The sequence below is a fragment of the Bryocella sp. genome (assembly GCF_058498515.1).
The window spans coordinates 66965-89169 of sequence record NZ_JBMHYI010000020.1 but is presented as its reverse complement, the minus strand read 5'-3'; the positions used below and the strand labels follow the sequence as shown (position 1 = coordinate 89169).

Below are 22205 nucleotides of genomic sequence, written 5' to 3'. Positions count from 1 at the left end.
CCGGGTTTCAAATCGCGGTTGACGAACGGCCTGCGCCAGAGCGGATGTTGACCAAGCGCAGACGATTCGATCCTACTTCTTCAGGAGTACAGAGATGATGTGGTGGCGGTGGACAGAATCGAACTGTCGACCTACGGGTTATGAGTCCGTCGCTCTAACCATCTGAGCTACACCGCCAGGTGTGGGGCAGGAAACAGGAGAAAAGAGCCGCGCCTTTGTCTTCGTGCGCGAGGGATTCCACGCAAGGGCCGCTCTTTCCATCATAAGTGCGCAGCTAGCCAAGGTCAATCGAAGATGCGCCCCGGGCTCGGCACGGCATACCATAGGGCAGTGCCGAAACCGACTACACTCGCCGTCCTTCCTGCCCGTCTTGCCTCCACCCGCCTGCCGCGCAAGGTGCTGCGCGAGATCGCCGGTCGGCCCATGCTCGCGTGGGTCTACGAAGCCGCTCGCGCCTGCTCCACGCTCGACCAGGTGCTGATCGCCACCGACTCAGACGAGGTGTTGCGCCTGTGCGAAGCCAACGGGTGGCCCGCAATGCTGACCTCGCCGGAGCTCCCGAGCGGGTCCGACCGCGTACATGCGGTTGCGCAGCTCCATCCGGCCGATATCTACGTCAACATCCAAGCTGACGAGCCGCTGCTGCACCCCAGCCACATCACGGCCCTGCTTGAGCCCTTCACGGATCCGGCAGTCCAGGTGACGACGCTCAAGACGCGTTGCACTGCTGAGAGTTTAGGAAACCCCAATGCGGTTAAAGTCGTCACCACCCCGGCGAACCGCGCGCTCTACTTCTCCCGCGCCACTATCCCGTACGATCGCGATGAGACGGGCGCGCCGGTCTTCAAACACCTTGGGCTCTATGCGTATCGAGCGGCCGCACTCAACCTGTTTCACTCGCTCGCGCCGAGCCCGCTCGAACTCACGGAGCGGCTTGAGCAACTGCGCTTCCTTGAGCACGATGTGCCCATTCATGTCGCCGAAACGCCGCACGATACCATCGGGGTCGACACCGAAGAGGACCTGCAGCGGGTAGAGGCTATCCTGCTTGAGCGCGGGCGTTAGCGCTTAGGGAAGTTCAGCTGGTCGATCCCGTCCACCGCGAACTGGCCGCCCGCGGCATCCTGCGAGTAGGTGAACTTGCCTTCGAAGATGCCGGCAATCCCGCTGTCGGTTCCACCCGCGGCGCCGGCAGCGGCATTCCGCTTGACCGCTGCAAACAACACGCGAATGTCCTCGTGCGTCTGCACCTCGGGCGAAAACACCATCTTGATCCCGAGGATGCAATCTCCTGAGGTGAGCAGCAGATGCGCCGGGTCGCGCCCCGCAACCGTCCCGCTCAGCGCGAGATAACGCCCGGAGTAGACCGCTCCTGAACGCGCCACCTCGCACACCGAAGCCTTTTCAGCCACGGGCGCAGCGGTCTGCGGCGGCACCGCAGCCGTCTGTGCTGCGATCCCCATCGCCATCAGCCATAAAGTCATTCGAACCAAGCCCACCCCCAAAGTTCGAGTCTAGCGCCTAAACCTGCTCGAACTCCAGTGACAAGCCGGCTTCTGTCGCGGTCGCCTTCACGCCAGCCAGCGAGCGAACCACCCAGCTTGCACCCGCGGCATAGAGCTCCTCCGCGGTATGTGTGCCAAGGACGCCCAGCACGCGGCTCCCTGCAGCCACGCCGCTGCCCACGCCGCTCGGCGCATCTTCCACGACGATGCACTCGGCAGACGCAAAACCGAGCATCTTCGCGCCCTTCATATAAGGCTCCGGATGCGGCTTGCCGTTGACGACGTCATCGCCCGCGATCAACTCCTCGGGGTACGGCAGCCCGGCCGCCTTCAAACGCCCAAGCAGCAGGCGGCGGGTCGCGGAGGTCACAATCGTCCAGCGCTCCGGCGGCAGCGAGTTGAGCAGTTCGCGGACTCCGTCGAGCACCTTCAGGTCCGCTGTGTCCGCGATCTCGAGATCCTCGATGCGCCGGAGCCCTTCAGCTAGATCGGCGTCCGTAAAGTCGGGCCGCAGACTGCGCATAATGTCGACGGCGCGGACCCCGTGCGGAATCACGTACGTCTCCCAGCCTGCGATTCCATAGTGCTTCGTCCACTGCCGCCAGCAGCGATTCACCGAGGCGATCGAGCTGATCAGGACCCCGTCCATATCGAACAACAAACCCCTTGCTTCAACGTTCACACGATCTCCCAAAGACAACGTTCTTTCAGAATAGGCGATGCCCGTCCCATCCACATCACCTCATCAACAATCCGGATTAGGCCAGCCCATCCGCTGCGACACTAAGAACTCACACGAATCCAGCCGCCAGCCAAGATCTCGACAGAAACTTCTTCAAGCGACCGCACCCGCCAATCCGCCTCCATCAACTCCTCAGCGCGATGCGATCCGACAACTCCGAGCACCTTGCAGCCAGCGACCTTGCCCGCTTTGACGCCTGCTGGCGCATCTTCAATCACGAGGCAATCCGCAGGCGCGAGGCCCAGCACCTTCGCTCCTGCCAGGTAGGGCTCGGGATGCGGCTTACCGTGCAGAACTTTATCCGCGGTAATCACCACTGGGGGCAGCTTCAGCCCCGTTTTGGCCAGGCGCCGCCTCATGAGGGCCTCCGGAGCAGACGTAACCACTGTCCACGAGCCCATCGGCAGGCCGGAGATCAGCCGCTCCACCCCGGCCAGGAGTTCTACCGGCGCGACCGATTCGCGATCGAATCCTACCAGCCGCTCCAACTCCTCACCCTCATCCAGATCGGGCCGCAGCAGCCGCAGCGTATCAACGGCGCGGCGCCCATGCGTGGCTCGTAAAGGAAAGTTCTCTATGCCATGAAAGTGCGCCCAACTGATCCAGGCGTGCTCGTCTGCTCCCGTCGAATCGATCAGCACGCCGTCCATGTCGAACAGCAGTCCGCGCACCTCGACGGTCAAGCCTTGCCCCCATCGATCGCTGCGTCACGCAACAGCCTGGAGGGAGCGATCACGCGCCCTCCAGCACATAGCGCTCCGCGGCCTTCAACACGGCGTTCACACTTTCGACCGAACAGCTCTCGCAGTAGACGCGCAGCAGCGGCTCAGTGCCGGAGGCGCGCAGCAGAAGCCAGGTCTCGGCCGCGTTTTTCTTTCCGGTGCAGGCTTCGTTCTCAAGGAAGAACTTGATGCCATCAAGCGTCTCGACGCGCAGCACCTTCAGCCCGGCAAACGTCTCGCCGGCCTTGGTGCTCTTGGCGCGGGCGATCGCACACTGCTTCAGAGCCTCGTCAATATGCATGTCGATTCGCCCATACTGGTGCTCGCCGAATTCCTCCTGCAACGCCGCCACAAGGCCGCCAAGCGTCTTCTTCTCGTCCGCCATCACCTGCGCCAAGAGCAACGAGTTCAAAAGCCCGTCGCGCTCCGGCAGATGCTTGGAGATACCAACGCCGCCCGACTCCTCGCCGCCGATCAGGATGTCCTTCTCGAGCATCAGGTCGCACACATACTTGAAGCCGATGCCGTGCTCGTGCAGCGTGCGCCCATGTTTTTTCGCAATGCGGTCGAGCATCAAGGTCGTGTTGAACGCACGCGTGACATCGCCCGGCCACTTTTTGCGCTCGAGCAGCCAGTTCAGCAGGATCGCGAAGATCTTGTGCGCGTCAACGACGTTGCCATGCTCATCAACTGCGCCGATCCGGTCGGCATCGCCATCCGTGACGAGCCCGGCGCCGCAATTCTCCTCCACGACACGCTTCTGCGTCTCAGCAATATGTGGCAGGATGGGTTCGGGGTTGATTCCGGGAAACGCCGGGTTGATCTCCGCCCGCATCTCCACAAACGGAATGCCGGCCTGCGAGAAGATACCCGCGATCACACCGCGGCCTGCGCCATACATCACGTCGATCAGCAGCCTCTGCCCCGAGGCCTTGATCTCGCCAAGATCAACGAACTTCTGAATCGCCTCGACGTACGGCGGTAGAAAGTCGACCTCCTCGATGCTGGCTGGCTCGCCGGAGAGCTCGTACGGCTGCTCCAGGTAGCCTTCAATCTGAGCGATGATGCTGGGCTTGCCCGACCCACCGTAGCTTGCCTTGTATTTCACACCGTTCCACTGCGCGGGATTATGGCTCGACGTGATCATCACGCCGCCAGCCGCACCACGTTCGCGAACCGCGAATGAAAGGGCAGGCGTGGGCGTCACGCGGTCCGCCAACAGCACCGGGATGCCCGCCTCGGCAAGAACCTCCGCCACCACCTTGGCAAAGGCCTGCGAGCCAAAACGCGTATCCCACCCAATGCAAATACCCTTAGCCGGATCTTCGTGCTTCAACACATAGAGAGCGATAGCCCGCGACGCCACGCGGACATTCTCGTATGTGAAATCATCGGCGATGATGCCCCGCCAGCCATCGGTCCCAAACTTCACTACAGCCATTTGCGTCCAGCTCCTGGCTGCTAGCTCCTCGGATGCCTGAGCGAGCAGCCTTACCTCAGTTCAAAGTGCGTACTCCGAAAGCGACAGCAACCACAAGAAGCTAGAAGCTGCTTTTAGATCAGATCTTCGCGCTTCAGTCCTTCATGCACCTGGCGAACCACCTTGCTCACATCTTGAGAACGCTCGCGCGTCGTGATCAACAAGGCATCTTCGGTCTCGACTACGACAAGTCCCTCCACGCCAAGCAACGCGACCATCTTGCCCGGCGCATAGACGTAGTTGCCTTCGGACTCGATCGCCACGAGGCCGTTGGTCTTGCCGTCGATCACGTTATCGTCCTCGTGGGATCCGAGGTGATCGTGCAGTGAGGCCCATGAACCGAGGTCGTTCCAGCCAAAGTCAGCTGGCAGGCAGTAGATATTTGAGCGAGCCTCACCCTTCGCCGAGCGCCGCTCGAGCACCGCATAGTCGATCGAGATGTTCTCGCACTGCGGATACTCTTCGGCGAAGACCTGCTCGAAGTCATCGGTTCCGTGGGCCGCCGCGATCTTTTCGAGGATCGGAGCCATATCAGGCACATGTTCCTTGATCGCGTTCACCAGCGTCCGCGCCGTCCACAGGAAGATGCCGCCGTTCCAGGCGAAGTTCCCCTCAGCGAGGAAGCGCTCGGCCGTATGCCGGTCCGGCTTCTCGCGGAAACGCTTGACGCGATGGACAGGAACCTCGGTAAACTCCGGAACCTCGGCACCCTTTTCGATGTAGCCGTAGCCTGTCTCGGGTCGTGTCGGAGGAACGCCGAGCACAACGATATTCTCTCCGGCCGAAGCTACCCGGATACCAGCAGCCAGAACCTTGGCGAAGCGCTGAATGCTCGCAACCACGTGGTCCGACGGGAAGATTCCGATGACCGTGTCAGGTTCGGTCTTGTCGAGCATGAAGGCAGTGAGAGCACAGGCGGGCGCTGTGTTCCGGGCCACGGGCTCGCTCAGAATGTGGTCCGGTCTCACCGTGGGCATCTGTTCCGAGATCGTCTCGTCAAGCCAGTGGTTGGTAACGATCCAGACGTCATCCGCCGTTGCCACCGGCATGAGACGGGTCAGTGTCTGCTGAATCATGGTCTCTTCGCCGTCCAGCGCAAGAACCTGTTTCGCCCGGGCCCGTCGGCTCCTCGGCCAGAACCGCGTACCGCTTCCACCTGCCAGGATTACCGGCGCAAACCGAACTTGCTTATCAGCCATAGTCACCATCGTAAAGCGAAACCAGCCGCGGCGCTCAACGACTCGTAGGCCCTGGCTATCCTTTTTTCGAGAATACGATGCGACGCGACAGCAAACCGTCACCTCGCGAACGATGACCGAAAAGTCGTAGGCTCGGCTGATTCCGGTGTCCCGCCCTCGCGGCTTATCGCGAGAGCGGGACGCTCAGAAGCCGATGCTACTGCGAAAGGCCGGCGAAAAACTCCCGCATCCGCTTGACGCCTTCGTCGATCACATCGCCCGAAACGGCGTAGGACAGGCGAATATGCTCCTCGGTGCCGAACGCCTCACCCGGCACAACCACCACGTGCGCCTCGTTCAGCAACTTTGCCGCGAGGTCCGTCGTGTTCTTGATTCCGCCTTTGCCGATGAACGCTGAGACATTCGGATAGACGTAAAACGCGCCCTGCGGCACCGTGCAGGTCAGCCCCGGAATGGTCTTGAAGCCTTCGAGGATGCGGTCGCGTAGCTTGATGTAGTCGGCGCGCATCTCCTTCACGCACTCCTGCGAGCCTGTAACAGCGGCGATGGACGCCTTCTGCACCATGCTGGCCGCGTTCGAGGTCGACTGCGACTGCAGCTTCGAGATCGCGCCGATCACCTGCTTCGGCCCGAGCGCAAAGCCCGCGCGCCAGCCGGTCATCGCGTAGGTCTTCGAAAGCGAACCGAGCACAATGACGTGCTCCTTGGCCTCCGTCACTGAGGCTCCGCTCACCGGTTCGCCCGCGAAGTTCAGGTAGGCATAGCACTCGTCGAGCAGCACAAACACTCCGCGTTTGTGTGCGAGCCGCACGATGGCCTCGACATCCGCCTGATCCATGACGGCGCCGCTCGGATTGGACGGCGAGCAAAGGATGATCGCCTTGGTCTTCTCCGTCATCGCAGCCTCGATCATCTGCGCGGTCACGCGGAAGTTCTCGTCCTCACGGCTCTCGACAAACTTCACCACGCCGCCCGCGTACTGGATGATGTCCTTGTAGGAGACCCAATACGGAACCGGCAGAATGACCTCATCGCCATGGTCGACGAGCACCTGGATGGCGTTGAAGAGTGCCAGTTTGCCGCCGGTGGTGAAGACGCACTCATCCACGGCATAGTCGGTGCCGAAGTCTTCGGCGTGACGCTGCACGATGGCCTTGCGGACATCCGGCGTGCCGGCCACTGCCGTGTAGCGCGTAAAGCCTTTCTGAATGGCCTCGATCGCCGCGTCCTTGATATGTTGCGGCGTCTCAAAGTGCGGCTCGCCCGCCCCAAAGTCCGAGAGCTTGATTCCCGTTGCCTTCAGCCGCAGGGCCTCCGCCGTAATCGCCATCGTGGCAGACACTTCAATCCGGTTGATCCGGTCCGTCAAAACCTTCGTTGCAGTCGCTGTGCTCATACAAAGAGTTTTGCAGAAATGCGCCGTGAGATAAAGTCCGCGGCGCAGAAAGCAGCTCAAGCCGAGAGCGGCTTCCTCACCACCCAGGTCGTCATACACCGAAAATCCTGAACAACGGTCGTCTTCAGCGGATCCACCAGGACGGCTCTCATCATCCGCGTCATCTCGAGCAGCTCCCGCTCGTCCACCAGGAACCAGTCCTGGCCGTCGCCCACTCGGTACAAGCCCCCGCCTACCTGCTCGAATTCCATGCCGATGCGTGAGCCAAGACGGCAGAAGAGCATTCCACCCGGCCGCAGACAGCGCCATAGGTCGGTCACCATCGCCAGGAAATGCTGTTCGTCGCGGGCGAAGTGTAGCACCGAGTTGCAGATCACCACATCCGCCAAGCCATCTGCAAACGGCATCGCCTCAATCGTGCCCACGCGGAAGTTTCCATCCGGCAGCCCAGGCTGAAGCTCGCGTGCGAGCTCCCGCACATGGGTCACACCCTCCGCATTCGCGTCCAGCGCGAAGACTTCCACGCCGGCCCGCAGAAGATAAACCAGGTTCCGGCCGTACCCGCACCCGGCGTCGAGGACCCGCATTCCGGAGGCGATATTGCCCCGGAGAAGCTGGTCAAACACATAAATATCGATCTGGCCGAACTCTTCCTGCAACGTCATCCCTTTGGCCTCTCGCTAAGAAGCTAGCAGCCTGACGCGGTTTTTCCCTTGAGCCGCTCGACCACCATCGGTGGCACAAGCGCCGTCACGTCTCCACCCAGGCGAAAAACACCCTTGATCAGTCGCGAGCTGACGTACGTATATTTCTCCGCTGGCATCATAAACAGTGTCTCCAATTCCGGGTCGAGCTTGCGATTCATCATCGCCATCTGGAACTCGTACTCATAGTCCGAGATCGCTCGAATTCCGCGCAGTACGGCCTTCGCGCCTTCACGCCGCGCAAAGTCCACCAGCAGGCCGTCAAACGTGGTCACCGAGACATTCTGCATGGGGGAAACGGCTTCGGTAATCATCTCCAACCGCTCCGCCACCGAGAACAGCGGTGTTCCTTTTTCAGAGTTGCGCAGAATCGCAACCACCAGCTCGTCGACAATCTTCGCGCCGCGTGCAATCAGATCCAGATGACCGTTAGTCAGTGGATCGAAGGTTCCCGGGTATATCGCCTTCACCGTATGCATAACCCCAAGAGCATACCTGCTTGGGGCCTAATCTCCTACCATGCAAGAAAACTCAAGGAATTTGTAGTCTTCCACACAAATCGCACGTCCATTGGGGTGAACCGTTTGCGGAAAAAGATGACCTCAGCCCTGATCAACGCGCAGACCCTCCCCGCAACCGCCGCCTCCGCGACGGCTCAGTCGCAAGGACGGACCTCCACACTGGATTCGATCGATAATCTTTACGCGCTCTACTCGCAGCGCATCTTCCGTTTCCTTCTGAGTTCGCTGCGTGACCGCGATCTCGCCGAATCGCTCACCCAGGACACCTTTATCCGCGCCTGGGCGGCCCGCGACCAGTTCCGTGGCGACTGTGCTCCCGCCACGTGGCTCACGCGCATCGCACTCAATCTCGTCCGCGACCACACCCGGACCAACCGCTTCCGGTTCTGGAAAAAAGTTGCCGGCACAGCGGTCGACGCGCACGAGTTCGCGGGCTTTATCCCGGATCAGGCCACCTCGGCCGAATCCTCGCTGATCGCCCGCCAGCAGGTCGAGCAACTCTGGAAGACGGTTGATACGCTCACCGAACGGCAGCGCACCGTCTTTATTCTCCGCTTCGTCGAAGAACTCGACCTCGCCAGCATCGCCGAGATCACCAACATGCCGATCAGCACGGTCAAGACTCACCTCTACCGGGGACTCGCCGCCATCCGCGTCCAACAGCCCGCTCCGGCCCGCGTCTCAGCAAAGGAATCCAAATGAATTCGCACCTCACCGAAGCCCAACTCTGCGATCTACTCTCCACCACGCCCGAAAGCGCGTCTGCCGACGCTCATCTCGCGGAGTGCTCCCTGTGTGCAAATGAGTTCAGCACGCTCCGGCAGTCGCTTTCGAGCTTCCGTCTCGCGGCCAGCAATTATTCTCTTCTTCATACGCCGCCGCGCCCGGTCGTCGGAACCACGGTCCAGCGCAGCTTCTTCGCCGTCCCCAGGCTTGTCTGGGCCGGCGCCCTTGCTGCCGTCCTCGCCGTCACCGGCGTAACCGTATCCAACTTGCACAAACCTGCCGCGGTCACTCCGAACGTCACCACCGCGACGACCGGGCAGCCTGTCTCCGACGAAGCGCTCCTCCAGGACATTGACTCCGACCTTTCGACCTCCGTTCCTCCTTCACTGCAGCCGCTCGACACGACCAGCGCGGGCACTGAACAAACCACAATTTCAACCAGCAACTAGCCTAACTCTTCCCCGAAGGAATCCTATGAACCGCTCTCGTGCGCTATCGCTCGCTTGCTCCCTCTTGCTTGCCGCTCCTCTGGCCTTCTCACAGAACCCCGGTGCACCCGGACAGCCCGACTTCGCGCGCCGCGGCGAGATGCGCGGAGGCCCCGATGGCGGCCCCGGTGGTCCGGGGATGGGAATGCTTCCTCATGGAATGTGGTGGAAGAACCCGGACGTGATCAAGAATCTCAACATCAGCCCGGATCAGCAGAAGCAACTCGACAAGATTCTCCTCGATAGCCGCTTGCAGTTGATACAGATGCACGCCACGCTAGAGGAAGAGCAGGTCAAGCTGGAGCCGATTCTGAACGCCAACCCGTTCGACCAGTCACGCGCCCTGGCCCAGATCTCGCACATCGCTGACCTGCGCGCTGATCTCGAAAAGACCAATGCGAAGATGCTGCTGAGCCTGCGCGGTGTTCTCTCAGCGGATCAGTGGACCAAACTCCAGACGGAGCGTCGCACCCACCGCGAAGGGCAGGACGGTCGGCGTGGACCTGGCGCCAGCAACTGGCGCCGCGGACCACAAGGCGGTCCCGACTCGCCGAACGGTCCTCCGCCGCCATCCGGCAACGAGTAAGCACTCGTGCCGTCTTGGACTTCGTGTAGCTCCTCCCGTTGGTCGGCACAGAGATTCTGCTGCCGACCAACGGTGAGACCGAGGTTTGAGTGCTACTTCTTGCCCTTTACGGCAACTGCCGCGACTTCCAGACCATCTTCCGGAATCTCCGGAACGGGCAGATTCGAAGCTGAAATCCCCATCTTCTTCCGCAGCTCCGTGTCGATCCGCCCAAAGATCTCGCGGTTTTCCTTCAGGAAGTTCCGTACATTCTCGCGGCCCTGACCGATCCGCTCACCCTGGAAGCTATACCACGCGCCGCTCTTATCGACGATCGTGTGCAGCACCGCCAAGTCCAGCGTGTCGCCCTCGCGCGAGATTCCCTCACCGTAGAGAATATCGAACTCGGCATCGCGGAATGGTGCGGCGACCTTGTTCTTGACGATCTTGACCTTGGTTCGCGATCCGACGACTACATCGCCTTCTTTGACCGCGCCGATGCGCCGGATATCGATGCGAACCGAGGCGTAGAACTTCAACGCGCGCCCGCCGGTCGTTGTCTCCGGATTGCCAAACATGACGCCGATCTTGTCGCGAATCTGGTTGATGAAGATCAGTGATGTACGTGACTTGGCGACCGTTCCGGTCAGTTTGCGCAATGCCTGCGACATCAGCCGAGCCTGCAATCCCATGTGCGAGTCGCCCATCTCGCCGTCCAACTCTGCCTTCGGCACAAGCGCCGCAACCGAGTCAACCACCAGCACGTCGATCGCACCTGACCGCACCAGCGCCTCTACGATCTCAAGCGCCTGCTCACCGTAATCCGGCTGCGAGACCAGCAGATTGTCGACGTCGACTCCCAGCTTCTTGGCGTATCCCGGGTCGAGCGCGTGCTCCGCATCCACAAACGCAGCCAGCCCACCGGCCTTCTGCGCCTCTGCGATGATCTGCAGTGTAATGGTCGTCTTACCTGAGGATTCCGGTCCAAAGATCTCAATCACGCGTCCACGCGGTACTCCCCCAACCCCCAGGGCGGCGTCGAACGAGATCGAACCGGTCGAGATGACCGAGATCGGCACAATCGCTTCCTTCGATCCTAACCGCATGATCGAACCCTTGCCGAACTGCTTCTCCAACTGCGAAATTGCCGCCTCTACCGCCTTACCGCGCTCGTCTGCCAATTGCATCTCCTCGGGTGAAGCTGGTTCAAACCATCGCAAACCAGCCCATTCGAAGTCTAGCACCAAATCGCATTAAAGCAAATAAAAAGCGAAACCTTTGAACAACCCGCCCCAAAGTGGGAATCGCAGGTTTACGGACGCTTACCTCTTCAACAGATCCACCGGCACCCGTACATCCTCGATACGAAACATCCCAGCCATTCCCGGATACTGCCGCTTGACCGCCTCATACATCTCCCACGCCACCCGGCGGTAGCTATAGTGCCCTGCCACACCGCTTCTCAGCTCAGCGATGTAGAGAGCCTCGGCAAAGTCCATCTTGAACATCGACCGGCAACGGGTCCCGAGCGGCAGAAGATACTGCGCCGACTCGGCAGCCTCCGTCACCCCAGAATCCCGCAGCGAGCGATAGCTCTCAAACGCCGACGACATCGCTCCCTCATACGCCTCCGCCAGGCCGGCCTCCTGCAACGTAGGCTGCCCGGGAGCGTCCGGGACCTCCCATCCATGGACGTTTGTGAACCCCTGGAGCAGCTGCGTGCAGCGACGATGCCGGTGCATATCCCGGAACCCACCGACATCCATGAGGATGTCGAACTTGAGCGCGGCGCCGACGTGGAAGGCCCGCAGCAGCTCATCATGGCGTCCCCGATGCCGCGTTCCGAGCTCAATCAGCTCCGTCAAGCGGGCATTACCCGAGGCCGCAACTACCCCCCGCAGCTGCCGGTACGAGTAGTGACAGTGCGGATACAGCAGCGAGGTCGCGAGTTCGATCTCCATCGATTCCACGCCCTCCACCAGGTCCACCACCGGCGCGTCCTCGATCGCTGCGCCGCCCATCAACTCCGCCGCAGCCTGCGTCAAAGCCTCGCGCGTCGCCCGCTGATAGTCATTCGCCACCGCATACTTCACCAGAGTTGGAGCCGCCTTGACCTCGCGCAGCACCATTCCCTCAACGCGAGCGTCACGCGTGCCCGAGGCCGCCTCCAGCTCCTCCATCAGGGCCTTGCCGGCCTCGTGCCGCACATCCCACGAGGGTCCCATGGCCGCAGCGCGCAGCTTCTCGCCAAGTTCCCGAATTTCCGCGAACTCGCTCGTCAGCAGGCGCGAAACCTGCGTCTCGAGCGTCCGCGCATTCACAATCTGCCCCAGGGACGTATTTGTCGCCAGCGGTAGCAGGTATCGCGCCACGTCGAACGCGCGAGCCTTCAGCGTCCGCTCGTACGCGTCTGTCTTCATCTCCTCGGGCCTGGCAATCAGCTGCTTCAACGCCGCCAGCATGCCCTGGCTCACGGCGTCGTATGCCCCAAACAAGGCCGAGGCCGCAGCCGTATAGCCCGGCTCCTGATCTTCCAAGTCCGCAGGCGTAAACCAGCCGGACTTACGGAAGTCCTGGTACCGCGTTGACCGCTCCTGGCCGTCCCAACGCTGCTCGTCCACCAGGCAGATCGCCGCGAGCAGGCTCAGCCGTTCGATCGCCATCGGGATATGGGCAAGGTCGGCGATGGACCGGTGCCCATACTGGAAGTAAAATGTGTTCAGAAACTGCTCGGCACGCTGCGCGCTGATCTCCTTCAGCGACTCCTTCAGGGTCAAAGAGGAGCGCGAGTACTTTGCCATGGCATAGGCGAGCACCTCGGGGTCTGCGCCCTGCACCGCATAAACATCCGTCCCGCTCGCGTACACATCCGTCTCGTTCTTCTTCGTCGCTGCCTGTTCACTCATGGTCCAATCAGGATAGAACAAGCATGACCGACGCCTCGCAACTTGAACTCGACACAATCCTCGCGACCACCGCTCACCGGCCCTTCCCACTTCCCAGCGGCCTGTGGCGGCTGCGCCAGCGCTGGAACGACCTGCTCTTCTGCCATTGGCCGATTGCGCCGGCTGTCATCCAGAATCTTCTCCCCCCCGGTCTGGAGGTCGATACCTTCGAGGGTGAAGCGTACATCGGCGTCATCCCGTTCTGGATGGACCGGGTTCGCACGCGCATGGTCGGCAACCAAACGATCGCTGTGCCCACCACGACGGCCTTCCCGGAGCTGAATCTTCGCACCTACGTCCGTTCCCGCGTCTCCGGAGTTGCCGGGGTTTACTTCTTCTCGCTCGACTGTGCGAGTCCGCTCGCGGTCTTCGGCGCGCGCACCCTCTTTCACCTGCCCTACTTCCCTGCAAAGATGTCCCGCACCGCGCTGCCTGACCAGCAAACCCTCTACAAAAGCCACCGCCAACTGGCATCCCGACCCACCAACTACGAAGCGGTATACGGCCCACGCGAAGCGTCCAACACCGCCCAAAGTGACGCCGGCCCGGCATCAGGGCGCCCTGGCCTTACGGCTTTCCTCACCGAGCGCTACTGCCTCTTCACCCCCAGCTTCGGCCGCATGCTCATCGGACATATCCACCATCTCCCGTGGCCACTGGAGCCGGCGGAGGCCGAGATCCGCCTCAACCAGATTCCGCGCGCACACGGCATCACCCTGCGCGACACGCCACCCATCCTTCACTTCTCACGCCACCTCCAGGTGCTTCTCTGGGGGCTTGAGGCCGACAAGGCGCTCTAAGGGGTTTGCGGTGGCAACTCACGCCGTCAGGCTCTCACCAACGCCTGTCAGGTGAGTCTCACACTCATCGAAGGAGAAACCATGCCCGCCACGCCTCAGAATCTCCGCACCTCCGTCCTCGTCTGCGCTGCCCTTTTCGTCGGCTATTGCGCGCACGCGTTTCTTCATTCGCAGCTTGCCGTCGTCGAGGCTCAATCGCGCCCGTCACAGAAGCACGAAGATCCAAACAGCGAGCTCGCCTTTCAGCTCAGCGGTATCGCGAACGCCACTGCGCTGACGGTTTACAGTCCGTCCGAACACACGCTCTACGTCTACCCTGCGGTCACCCAGGGGGACTCCCACGTGTCGTGCTCATTCATGCTGCACATAGGCCGCCCGGGTGAGCCCGTCGATCGCCGAAACTGCACGCCAGGGCCGGCTTACTAGCAACATTTACCACGGACTCCTCATGCACTTCCGACCGACACGAGGCCTAATTCGTCGTATGGTTAACGTTGCACTGAAAAACATAAAAAAGTGCAGCATCCGCTACATCTGCAGGAGTTCGCTTCCGTTGCCCTCGACATCGCCCCGCATCGCCCTCGTCACCGGAGCCTCCCAAGGCATCGGCCGCGCCACCGCCCTCCGCCTCGCCGCCGCCGGCTATCACGTCGCACTCGCTGCTCGCTCACTCGACAAGCTGGAAGCTGTTGCGGCTGAGATCACCGCCGCGGGCCACACCGCCTGCGCCTTCCAGCTTGACGTCGCCAGCGAAGACTCCATCAAAGCCTGCACAAGGGCGGTCATCGCCCACTTCGGCCGCATCGAAATCCTCGTCAACAATGCCGGCATCACCCGCGACATCCTCGCCCTGCGCATGAAACGCCACGACTGGGACGACGTCCTCACCACCAATCTCACCGGCGCGTTCCTGCTTTCGCAGGCCTGCATCTCCACCATGCTGAAATCACGCTGGGGACGCATCATCAACATCACCTCCGTCGTCGGACAGACAGGACAGGCTGGTCAGGCCAACTACGCGGCCTCGAAGGCCGGCCTCATCGGTCTGACGAAGTCGCTCGCCCGTGAACTCGCGACGCGCGCCATCACCGTCAACGCGGTCGCGCCGGGCATGATCCAGACCGCGATGACCGATGTGCTCACCGACGATCAGAAGGCTGCGATGGCCGCGCACATTCCGCTTGGACGCCCGGGCACCGACGCCGAGATCGCCGCCGCCGTCGTCTTCCTGGCGTCCGAGGACGCAGGCTACATCACCGGGCACACGCTCGACGTCAACGGCGGCATGCACATGGCGTAGGCGCGCAGCTCCAAAGAGCGATGCGCAGAGAACGCAGTGTATCCGCAAGAATGCGATGCCCGGCTTCGCGTCCTGAGCGAATTCTTCTTCGCGTTCGCGGATTGCCCTCACCGTCCTGACGAGGGAAGATACACAGACTGTTACCTTCCGAGTTATCATCAACCTGGGTTCCTGCTACGACTTAGCTCAAGCGTTGGTTGAGGGTTTGACCCTTGGAACCAACAGCGGTACGCAAATCGAGCACTCTTCAAACTTTGCCCTTGCTTGCACCATCTGAGGACGTTACTTTACGGCTAATGAGTGACATGCAAATAGTTCCCCTAACGCAGGCGGCTCCTCCAGTGAAGTCGATCTCCAATAACATCGGCACGACGATCCGTGATTTTCGTCTCCAGCGGGGCATGTCTCAGGGAGATATCGAGAAGCGCACGGGTCTGCTCCGCTGCTATCTCTCGCGCGTTGAGAACGGCCATACGGTTCCGTCGCTCGAAACCCTTCAGAAGATTGCCGGTGCCCTCGATCTTCAGCTTTCGCAGTTCTTCGCCGAAGATCCGGTCTCGCGCGAGGTCTCCTCGCTCAACCTCTCCGAAGACGAGATCCGCTTTCTCACGCAGATCCAGCGCTACTCCGCGAACCTCTCTGAATCTGACCGCCGGCTGCTACTCGCGATGGTGCGCAAGTTTGCATCAACCGCAGTGAGCTAAGACAAGGCGTAACCAGGATGCAGAAGGATCGTGGTTACGTTTTATTTGAAGTTGGCGACCCAGTAGCCGACCAGCGCCAGCACAAACGCCGCCCCAAAGAAGACGAGACGCTGCCGCGATAGATACTTCGCCCGGCCGGCCGTCATACGCGGCACAAGACCCGGTCCAAGCGCTAGCCCGCATAAGAATCCGCCGATGTGCGCTGAGTTGTCGATGCGCACAAAGCTTCCGAGCATCGGCAAAATCGTCGAAGCACCGATGACCAGGTTGATCAGCGCAAAGCGCATCACGCTCGTGCGCAGGCGCTTCAACTCCACCCACGGAATTGGCAGCTTGCGGTTTGAAAGCAGAATAATCAGAATGCCCGCGATGCCGAAGACGGCCCCGGAAGCACCCGCACCGACCATCTGATCGAGATACTGCGCGGGCACCGTAAGGACGTCCCACCCCACCGATAGTAGATTCCCCGCGACGCCCGTCAGCACATAGACCGCGACCATTCCCCAAGGCCCCAGAAGCGGCTCGCCCAGCAGTCCCAGGTTCCATAGGCACCACATATTCGTGGCAATGTGGATCACCCCGATGTGCACGAAGATAGCTGAGAGCAGACGCCACCACTCTCCCTGGTTCAGTACCAGGCCCGCACTATTTGCGCCGAAGTGCAGCAGCTGATCCGCCGTTGGCCCCTTCACGACAGGGACGCCTTTGAGCGTCATCCACAGAAACACGGCGATGTTGATCGCGAGCAGGATGTACGTTCCCGGTGCCGATCGCGGGTCCCACTCGCTAAACTCCGGCCCATGCGTCCTGGCGATGTCGGGCGCGTGCTCGACGGAAACAGGAGTCGGCGCGCCGATGGGACGCGCATAATCAAAGTCGGGTTGATGGGGAGAAGACATCACTCAGGCGTGGCGGCGCGCGATCCTCTGCTTCAGATCCGGCGGCAAGCGCTTCACGACGACATCGCCCAGGAAACTCGGAACCGGCGTTGCAATCGCAACCAGAATCCAAAGCACCACCGAGACCACCAGGCCTGCGATTACAACCGCCCAAAGAGAGATCGTTGCGGGCATCTGGTGCAGGCGCATATGAACGGCCGGGATATCCCGGAACATCTCGATCCGATGCAACACTCCGGCTGCGAGGAGAAACGCGGCGATCGAAAGCGTCGTTACAAGCAGCAAAAGCACATCAATGGTGCGCGCCTTGGTCTGACGGCGCCGGCACTCGACGCACTCGGCCAGATGGTTCTCATAGTCGGTACGCATCTCGGGCGAGATGCTGGAGATGTCGTAGCGCCACCCGGAGAGAATTGCTCCAACGATGGGATCGGTGCAGGCTTTAGCGCTATTAGGCATAGGGTCACCCTCGATTCTATCTCGTTTGGATGGTCTGGCCCAAAGATTCGGTTCATGTGCTGCCGAACGCCGTTCATGGCCCAGGCTTGGTCTGCACAGGATCTGTGATCATAAACAGATCGGGGCTAAAGGCTCTGACTGCAACGCCAGCACAACCCTATTGCCCAGCAGGGTCATGCGGTCGCCGATCGCTCGTTCTGCTGTAATGCGTGCCAGTTCCGGTGCGTTATTCGACTCCGAAAGATGTCCCAGCACAATATACGCTGCGCCCCCGTCATAGTCCCGCTGTAAAAACTCCGCCGTCGCCTCATTCGACAGATGTCCTACCCGCGAGAGCACACGCTGCTTCACACTCCACGGATACGGCCCGTCGCGCAGCATCTCCAGATCGTGGTTCGACTCGAGCAAGAGCACGTCGATCCGCTTCAGTGCGGCCTTGACGTTCGGTGGAACGTAGCCCAGGTCGGTCGCCAGAGCCATGCGGATTCCGTCGGCTTCAAAGACAAACCCGCACGGATCGGCCGCGTCATGCGGAATCGTAAACGGTGAGATCTCGAGATCGCCGATCGAAAACTGGCGCCCGGCCTGGAAGTACTCGACCGCCGGCAAAGACGCCGGATCAGCCTTCGTCTTCCCTGCCGGCTCACAGTCAGCCTCCGGGTCGACCGGCATCTCCGCCGCATCGCGGTCGTCGGAGCGGTTTGCACATACGCTGTCCAATGCGCCGCCATCCTCCGCGGCTTCCTCGTTCTGCGGCTGATCATGCCCATAAACCGGCACAGCAGCAAGCTTCCGAGCCTTTTCCGCAGCAAGCGTGTCCAGCCATTTGGCGTAGGTCATCGTGGTCTTGGGCGTCAGCATCCGCACCCAGGCGCGATGCGTCTGCTCCGTAAAGTACACCGGGACGCCCAACCGCCGAGCCAGCACCGCCAGCCCCGCCACATGATCCACATGCTCATGCGTCACCAGGATGGCATCGAGCCTCGCGGGGTCTTCTCCGGCGATCTCCATCCGCCGAAGCAGTTCGCGGCAGCTCAGGCCCGCGTCCACCAGCACGCGTGTCCGCCCGCTCGCAATCACAGTCGAATTGCCCTTCGACCCCGAGGCCAGAACAGTCATGCGCATCTAGTTAACATACGCCAGTTGTTCGCTCTGCAAAACTGGAGTACCTCCACGGATACAGGGGATAAAGGCGAATCAGGGCGGATTGACTACCCGCCTTGATCTCGTCTGATCCTTCCTATCCCGTGTACTTCCTTGTTTATGACTTGGCCGGGTACTGCACCCCGGGAATGCCCGCCACCCGGCTTATCTCGCTCAACAGCACCGACTCCCCCGACGACTTGCCCGCGGGCACAAACGCACCATCCTCCTCACGGTTCATCCGCAGCAGGAAGACATCCGGGGTGGGCTGTTCGTTAACGACCATCACCACCTCGGCGAAGAACTTCTCGCCGCTCAGCAGTTCGATGGCGACCACGTAGTCATGCGCCCGCTCGAGCAGGTCGAGATCCTCCGGGGTCACAGCGCCCCCCGGAGCGGCGCCAGGAAGTTCACCGTCGACCGCAGTACGACCTCGTCATTCTGGTTAAACGCGAGCGTCCGCGTCCGCACAATGCCATAGTCCTTGCGTGAGGACGAGAGCCTCGCGCCGACCACCTCGATCTCCGTCCGCAGCGTATCGTTCGGCCGCACCGGCAACGTCCAGCGCATCTCTTCGACACCCGCGCCGATCATCCCGCCGAAGACCTTGATCGACTCTACCCGCAGCCGCATCACGATCGCCGCGGTGAGCCAACCCGAAGCCGCGAGCCCTTTGAAGAACGAGCCTTCGCCGGCCGCTTCATCCAGGTGAAACGGTTGCGGATCGTACTTGTGTGCAAACTCCTTGATCTCTTCGGCGCCTACGCGAATTGACCCGGCAGAGTTGATCTTCTGCCCAATATAGAAATCCTCAAAGTACATCTCTTGCGCCATCGGTCCCGAGCCCTCAATCCCTCTATCCTAGCCCACCACGCGCAGCGTCCAAAACCCACGAAGTGGTCCCCGCCCGCGACAAGGATGTCCTGCATTTGCTCTTAGTACCTATAGAAACCACGGCCCGACTTCCGTCCCAACCATCCCGCATCCACCATCCTGACCAGCAGAGGGCAAGGCGCGTACTTCGCAGAGCCCAGCCCCTCAACCAGGACGCGCATAATGTCGACGCATACATCCAGGCCGATAAAGTCAGCCAGCGTCAGCGGCCCCATCGGATGCGCCATGCCTTCGCGGAAGATCACATCTACAGCCTCAGCGTTCGCAACGCCCTCCATCACGGCGTAACAAGCCTCGTTAATCAGCGGCATCAGCACCCGGTTTGATACAAAACCCGCCGCATCGTTCACCTCGACCGGCAGCTTGCCCACCTGCTCGGCCATTGCTTTCACCCGCGCATACGTCTCGTCGCTGGTCTGCAGACCGCGAATCACCTCCACCAGCCGCATCACCGGCACGGGATTGAAGAAATGCATCCCGATCACCTGCCCTGGCCGCTTCGTCAGCCCCGCAAGCTTCGTAATCGAGATTGAGCTTGTATTCGAGGCCAGCAATGCGTCTGGCGGCAGGATCTCGTCGAGCCGGCGAAACACCTCGGCCTTCACCACAAACCTCTCGGTCGCGGCCTCGACGGCCAACCCACACCCACCCAGATCGTCCAACGACGCCGTGATCTTCACTCTTCCCAACGCCGCGTCAGCCTCCTCGTTGGTCAGCTTCCCTTTGCTGACCTCGCGCGCCAGGTTTGCCTTGATCGTTACCAAGCCGGCTTGCCCGGTCGCGGCCGAAACGTCCGCCATCCACACGTCAAAACCAGCCTTGGCAAAGACATGGGCGATCCCATTCCCCATCGTCCCCGCACCCACAACCCCAACCATCTTTTCCATCGATCCCCCAAGCTGCTTCTACGGCAGCTGCAACAAAAGCACGGTAATATTGTCGCCGCCGCCCGCATCATTGGCTTCGTTCACCAGGACCTTCGACAACGCCTCAAGATTCACCCTGCCATCCGAAGCCTTCGAAACGGCCCGCGAGAACGCCTGTGCAATCTGTCCTTCGCTCAACTCCCGCGTCAGCCCATCCGAGGCCAGCAGGTAGATATCCCCGCTCTGTGGCTCCAGTTGTGAGATCTCCGGCTCCACCACCGCGTGCGACCCAACGGCCCGCGTGATGATGTTTCGCATCGGGTGATGCTCCGCCTCATCTGCCGTGATCTCGCCCAACCGCATCTGTTCCTCGACGAGGCTATGATCGTTCGTCAGCCGGTGCAGCGAGCCGCACCGATACCGATAGCAGCGGCTGTCTCCCACATGCGCCAGCGTCAATGACGGCCGCTCCACCGTGGCAGGCGAGACCTCGAGCAGCAAACCCACCAGCGTCGTGCCCATGCCATGCAGCTGCGGAGATTGACGCGAATGCTCGAATACCGCTTTATTCGCCGCGTGAATCGCCAGGTCCAGCCTGACGTCCGGCGTGGGCCGCCGCGCCGCCTGATCCTTCGGTGGCTCCAGAGCCTTCAGGAACGTCTGCGCCGCCACTCGGCTCGCGACCTCGCCGGCCGCCGCGCCGCCCATGCCGTCGCACACCACGAATGCTCCGTGCTCCGTCGACGAGGCGCAGGCGTCCTCGTTGTTCTTACGAACTCGGCCTGGGTGGGTCAACATCGCGCAGCGAAAGGGATAGAAGTTCATTGGTGTTTGCGCAGAGCGCTGCCGAGAACGATACACGGCGCCTACCGCTCGGCGAAACATGCCCATCGCTTCAGTGTAGCGAAATCGAGACCCCGGTCTGGTCAATCCGGTACGATTCCATCCATGAACCGTATCCTGCTCGGCGACAACCTGGCCATCTTGAAGACCTTGCCCGCCGCATCTGCCGACCTGATCTACATCGACCCACCCTTCAACACCGGCACGACCCAGACGCGTCCCCGCCTCAAGACGATCCGCGACGAAGCGGGCGACCGCACAGGCTTCGGCGGGCACCGCTATCGCACCGAGCGCAGCGAGTCACTTGCGCCCCGGTACGCCGACCACTTCGACGACTTCCTCGCCTTCCTCAGGCCTCGCCTCAAACAAGCCCACCGCATCCTCGCCCCGCATGGCTCGCTCTTCTTCCATATCGACCCGCGGGAGGTTCACTACTGCAAGGTGCTGCTCGACAAGATCTTTACCCGCGCCTGCTTCCAGAACGAGATCATCTGGGCCTACGACTACGGCGCCCGCGCCACGAAACGCTGGCCCGCCAAGCACGACAACATCCTCTGGTATACCAAGCATCCCACCCGCTACACCTTCAACCTCACCGCGACCGACCGCATCCCCTACATGGCTCCCGGCCTGGTGGGAGCCACGAAGGCCGCGCGCGGCAAGACCCCCACCGACGTCTGGTGGCACACAATCGTCTCCCCTACAGGCAAGGAAAAGACCGGCTACCCGACGCAGAAGCCGCTCGGCGTCCTCGAACGGATCATCCGCGTTCACTCAAACCCCGGCGACCACGTGCTCGACTTCTTCGCAGGCTCCGGCACCGCCGGCCTCGCCGCGGCGCGCAACGAACGCACCTATACCCTCATCGACCAATCCCCCGAAGCCATCGCCATCATGCAGAAGCGCCTCGCGCTCTGAAAGCAAATCACAGAGAAAACAGACCGACAAGAGGGTTCACAGAGAACTGCTGTGAGCGAAGCTCTTTGTTCATCCCGGCCGCCTAAGCGCCTTTATCCAACTCCTCTGTCGCCAGATCACCCCGGTAGACGTCCACTGGCGTCTTCGCCCCGGAAACATAGATCGTCGGCGACATGATCTTCGTTCCCACTCCAGGGGCGCCGCGCGGTACAACGCTGAGTACTCCAATCTGGGCATCCACGCTGACCGACGTGACAAGATTTCTAACCTCGGTCGGGTCCGCATCCAGCACCGTCACCTGTTGAAAGCTTGACTCCAATCGATTCAGCCAATTGCTCAGGTCCTGCATCGTCAGGCTTCCTGGCGCAGTCACCGTTCCTGCCATC

27 protein-coding genes and 1 tRNA gene are annotated in these 22205 nt (G+C 61.4%); 9 read left to right on the top strand and 19 right to left on the bottom strand.

What is annotated here, in order from left to right; genetic code table 11:
• Positions 1-100: 100 nt before the first annotated feature.
• Positions 101-177 (bottom strand) — tRNA-Met (locus tag AC5E6W_RS05885).
• Between the two features lie 117 nt (positions 178-294).
• Here AC5E6W_RS05885 and kdsB point away from each other — a divergent pair.
• Complete coding sequence (gene kdsB / locus AC5E6W_RS05880) at positions 295-1065, top strand: 3-deoxy-manno-octulosonate cytidylyltransferase (protein WP_491751335.1); 771 nt, start codon at positions 295-297, stop codon at positions 1063-1065.
• On the opposite strand, the gene AC5E6W_RS05875 is transcribed toward kdsB, so the two are convergent.
• The 8 genes from AC5E6W_RS05875 to coaD form a co-directional block, all read right to left on the bottom strand.
• Positions 1062-1484, bottom strand: coding sequence for a hypothetical protein (locus tag AC5E6W_RS05875; RefSeq protein ID WP_491751334.1), 423 nt, complete (start codon positions 1482-1484; stop codon positions 1062-1064). The two genes, kdsB and AC5E6W_RS05875, sit on opposite strands and share 4 nt — an antisense overlap.
• 37 nt (positions 1485-1521) lie before the next feature.
• Complete coding sequence (locus tag AC5E6W_RS05870; RefSeq protein WP_491751333.1) at positions 1522-2187, bottom strand: HAD-IA family hydrolase; 666 nt, start codon at positions 2185-2187, stop codon at positions 1522-1524.
• A gap of 101 nt (positions 2188-2288) precedes the next feature.
• A complete protein-coding gene (locus AC5E6W_RS05865; RefSeq protein ID WP_491751332.1) occupies positions 2289-2930 on the bottom strand; it encodes an HAD-IA family hydrolase in 642 nt (213 codons plus the stop codon).
• Positions 2931-2979: 49 nt separating this feature from the next.
• Positions 2980-4410 (bottom strand): phosphoglucomutase/phosphomannomutase family protein, encoded by a 1431-nt coding sequence (locus AC5E6W_RS05860; protein ID WP_491751331.1) that lies wholly within the window; start codon positions 4408-4410, stop codon positions 2980-2982.
• Between the two features lie 113 nt (positions 4411-4523).
• Positions 4524-5648, bottom strand: coding sequence for a mannose-1-phosphate guanylyltransferase (locus AC5E6W_RS05855; RefSeq protein WP_491751330.1), 1125 nt, complete (start codon positions 5646-5648; stop codon positions 4524-4526).
• A 196-nt stretch (positions 5649-5844) separates the two neighbouring features.
• A complete protein-coding gene (locus AC5E6W_RS05850) occupies positions 5845-7044 on the bottom strand; it encodes a pyridoxal phosphate-dependent aminotransferase (RefSeq protein WP_491751329.1) in 1200 nt (399 codons plus the stop codon).
• A gap of 56 nt (positions 7045-7100) precedes the next feature.
• Positions 7101-7709: a class I SAM-dependent methyltransferase gene (locus AC5E6W_RS05845; protein ID WP_491751328.1), complete on the bottom strand. Its 609-nt coding sequence runs from the start codon at positions 7707-7709 to the stop codon at positions 7101-7103.
• A 23-nt stretch (positions 7710-7732) separates the two neighbouring features.
• Positions 7733-8227 carry a pantetheine-phosphate adenylyltransferase gene (gene coaD / locus AC5E6W_RS05840; protein WP_491751327.1) on the bottom strand — a complete coding sequence of 165 codons (495 nt, stop codon included), beginning with the start codon at positions 8225-8227 and terminating at the stop codon, positions 7733-7735.
• A gap of 117 nt (positions 8228-8344) precedes the next feature.
• Between coaD and AC5E6W_RS05835 the strand changes: the two genes are divergently transcribed.
• The 3 genes from AC5E6W_RS05835 to AC5E6W_RS05825 are packed head-to-tail and all read left to right on the top strand — an operon-like array spanning position 8345 to position 10069.
• The gene (locus AC5E6W_RS05835) at positions 8345-8971 is read left to right on the top strand and encodes an RNA polymerase sigma factor (protein WP_491751326.1); all 627 of its coding nucleotides are present in this window, start codon (positions 8345-8347) and stop codon (positions 8969-8971) included.
• Entirely contained in the window at positions 8968-9444 is a 477-nt protein-coding gene (locus AC5E6W_RS05830; protein ID WP_491751325.1) for a hypothetical protein, read from the top strand. The genes AC5E6W_RS05835 and AC5E6W_RS05830 overlap by 4 nt, the downstream gene beginning before the upstream one ends.
• 25 nt (positions 9445-9469) lie before the next feature.
• Positions 9470-10069, top strand: a complete 600-nt coding sequence (locus tag AC5E6W_RS05825) for a Spy/CpxP family protein refolding chaperone (RefSeq protein ID WP_491751324.1) — start codon at positions 9470-9472, stop codon at positions 10067-10069.
• A 92-nt stretch (positions 10070-10161) separates the two neighbouring features.
• On the opposite strand, the gene recA is transcribed toward AC5E6W_RS05825, so the two are convergent.
• Both recA and AC5E6W_RS05815 read right to left on the bottom strand, forming a co-directional pair.
• Complete coding sequence (recA, locus tag AC5E6W_RS05820) at positions 10162-11229, bottom strand: recombinase RecA (RefSeq protein WP_491751323.1); 1068 nt, start codon at positions 11227-11229, stop codon at positions 10162-10164.
• Between the two features lie 141 nt (positions 11230-11370).
• On the bottom strand, positions 11371-12954 hold the full coding sequence (locus tag AC5E6W_RS05815) for an FAD-dependent thymidylate synthase (protein ID WP_491751322.1): 1584 nt from the start codon (positions 12952-12954) through the stop codon (positions 11371-11373).
• A gap of 23 nt (positions 12955-12977) precedes the next feature.
• Between AC5E6W_RS05815 and AC5E6W_RS05810 the strand changes: the two genes are divergently transcribed.
• From AC5E6W_RS05810 to AC5E6W_RS05795, 4 genes are all read left to right on the top strand, one after another.
• Positions 12978-13793, top strand: coding sequence for a YqjF family protein (locus tag AC5E6W_RS05810; protein WP_491751321.1), 816 nt, complete (start codon positions 12978-12980; stop codon positions 13791-13793).
• An 81-nt stretch (positions 13794-13874) separates the two neighbouring features.
• The gene (locus AC5E6W_RS05805) at positions 13875-14219 is read left to right on the top strand and encodes a hypothetical protein (protein WP_491751320.1); all 345 of its coding nucleotides are present in this window, start codon (positions 13875-13877) and stop codon (positions 14217-14219) included.
• Between the two features lie 127 nt (positions 14220-14346).
• Positions 14347-15093, top strand: coding sequence for a 3-oxoacyl-[acyl-carrier-protein] reductase (gene fabG, locus AC5E6W_RS05800; RefSeq protein ID WP_491751319.1), 747 nt, complete (start codon positions 14347-14349; stop codon positions 15091-15093).
• A gap of 305 nt (positions 15094-15398) precedes the next feature.
• Positions 15399-15797: a helix-turn-helix domain-containing protein gene (locus tag AC5E6W_RS05795; RefSeq protein ID WP_491751318.1), complete on the top strand. Its 399-nt coding sequence runs from the start codon at positions 15399-15401 to the stop codon at positions 15795-15797.
• A gap of 41 nt (positions 15798-15838) precedes the next feature.
• On the opposite strand, the gene AC5E6W_RS05790 is transcribed toward AC5E6W_RS05795, so the two are convergent.
• The 7 genes from AC5E6W_RS05790 to AC5E6W_RS05760 form a co-directional block, all read right to left on the bottom strand.
• Positions 15839-16696, bottom strand: a complete 858-nt coding sequence (locus AC5E6W_RS05790) for a rhomboid family intramembrane serine protease (RefSeq protein ID WP_491751317.1) — start codon at positions 16694-16696, stop codon at positions 15839-15841.
• Between the two features lie 3 nt (positions 16697-16699).
• Positions 16700-17065 carry a hypothetical protein gene (locus tag AC5E6W_RS05785; protein WP_491751316.1) on the bottom strand — a complete coding sequence of 122 codons (366 nt, stop codon included), beginning with the start codon at positions 17063-17065 and terminating at the stop codon, positions 16700-16702.
• Positions 17066-17263: 198 nt separating this feature from the next.
• The gene (locus tag AC5E6W_RS05780) at positions 17264-18280 is read right to left on the bottom strand and encodes an MBL fold metallo-hydrolase (protein WP_491751315.1); all 1017 of its coding nucleotides are present in this window, start codon (positions 18278-18280) and stop codon (positions 17264-17266) included.
• 136 nt (positions 18281-18416) lie between these two features.
• Entirely contained in the window at positions 18417-18680 is a 264-nt protein-coding gene (locus tag AC5E6W_RS05775) for a hypothetical protein (RefSeq protein ID WP_491751314.1), read from the bottom strand.
• A complete protein-coding gene (locus AC5E6W_RS05770; RefSeq protein WP_491751313.1) occupies positions 18677-19132 on the bottom strand; it encodes a MaoC family dehydratase in 456 nt (151 codons plus the stop codon). The genes AC5E6W_RS05775 and AC5E6W_RS05770 overlap by 4 nt, the downstream gene beginning before the upstream one ends.
• 101 nt (positions 19133-19233) lie before the next feature.
• Positions 19234-20079 (bottom strand): 3-hydroxyacyl-CoA dehydrogenase NAD-binding domain-containing protein, encoded by an 846-nt coding sequence (locus AC5E6W_RS05765; protein WP_491751312.1) that lies wholly within the window; start codon positions 20077-20079, stop codon positions 19234-19236.
• A gap of 18 nt (positions 20080-20097) precedes the next feature.
• A complete protein-coding gene (locus AC5E6W_RS05760) occupies positions 20098-20883 on the bottom strand; it encodes a PP2C family protein-serine/threonine phosphatase (protein ID WP_491751311.1) in 786 nt (261 codons plus the stop codon).
• A gap of 123 nt (positions 20884-21006) precedes the next feature.
• Between AC5E6W_RS05760 and AC5E6W_RS05755 the strand changes: the two genes are divergently transcribed.
• Positions 21007-21819 carry a DNA-methyltransferase gene (locus AC5E6W_RS05755; protein ID WP_491751310.1) on the top strand — a complete coding sequence of 271 codons (813 nt, stop codon included), beginning with the start codon at positions 21007-21009 and terminating at the stop codon, positions 21817-21819.
• Positions 21820-21901: 82 nt separating this feature from the next.
• Here the strand turns inward: AC5E6W_RS05755 and AC5E6W_RS05750 are convergent, their stop codons facing one another.
• Entirely contained in the window at positions 21902-22204 is a 303-nt protein-coding gene (locus tag AC5E6W_RS05750) for a hypothetical protein (protein ID WP_491751309.1), read from the bottom strand.
• Position 22205: the final 1 nt, after the last annotated feature.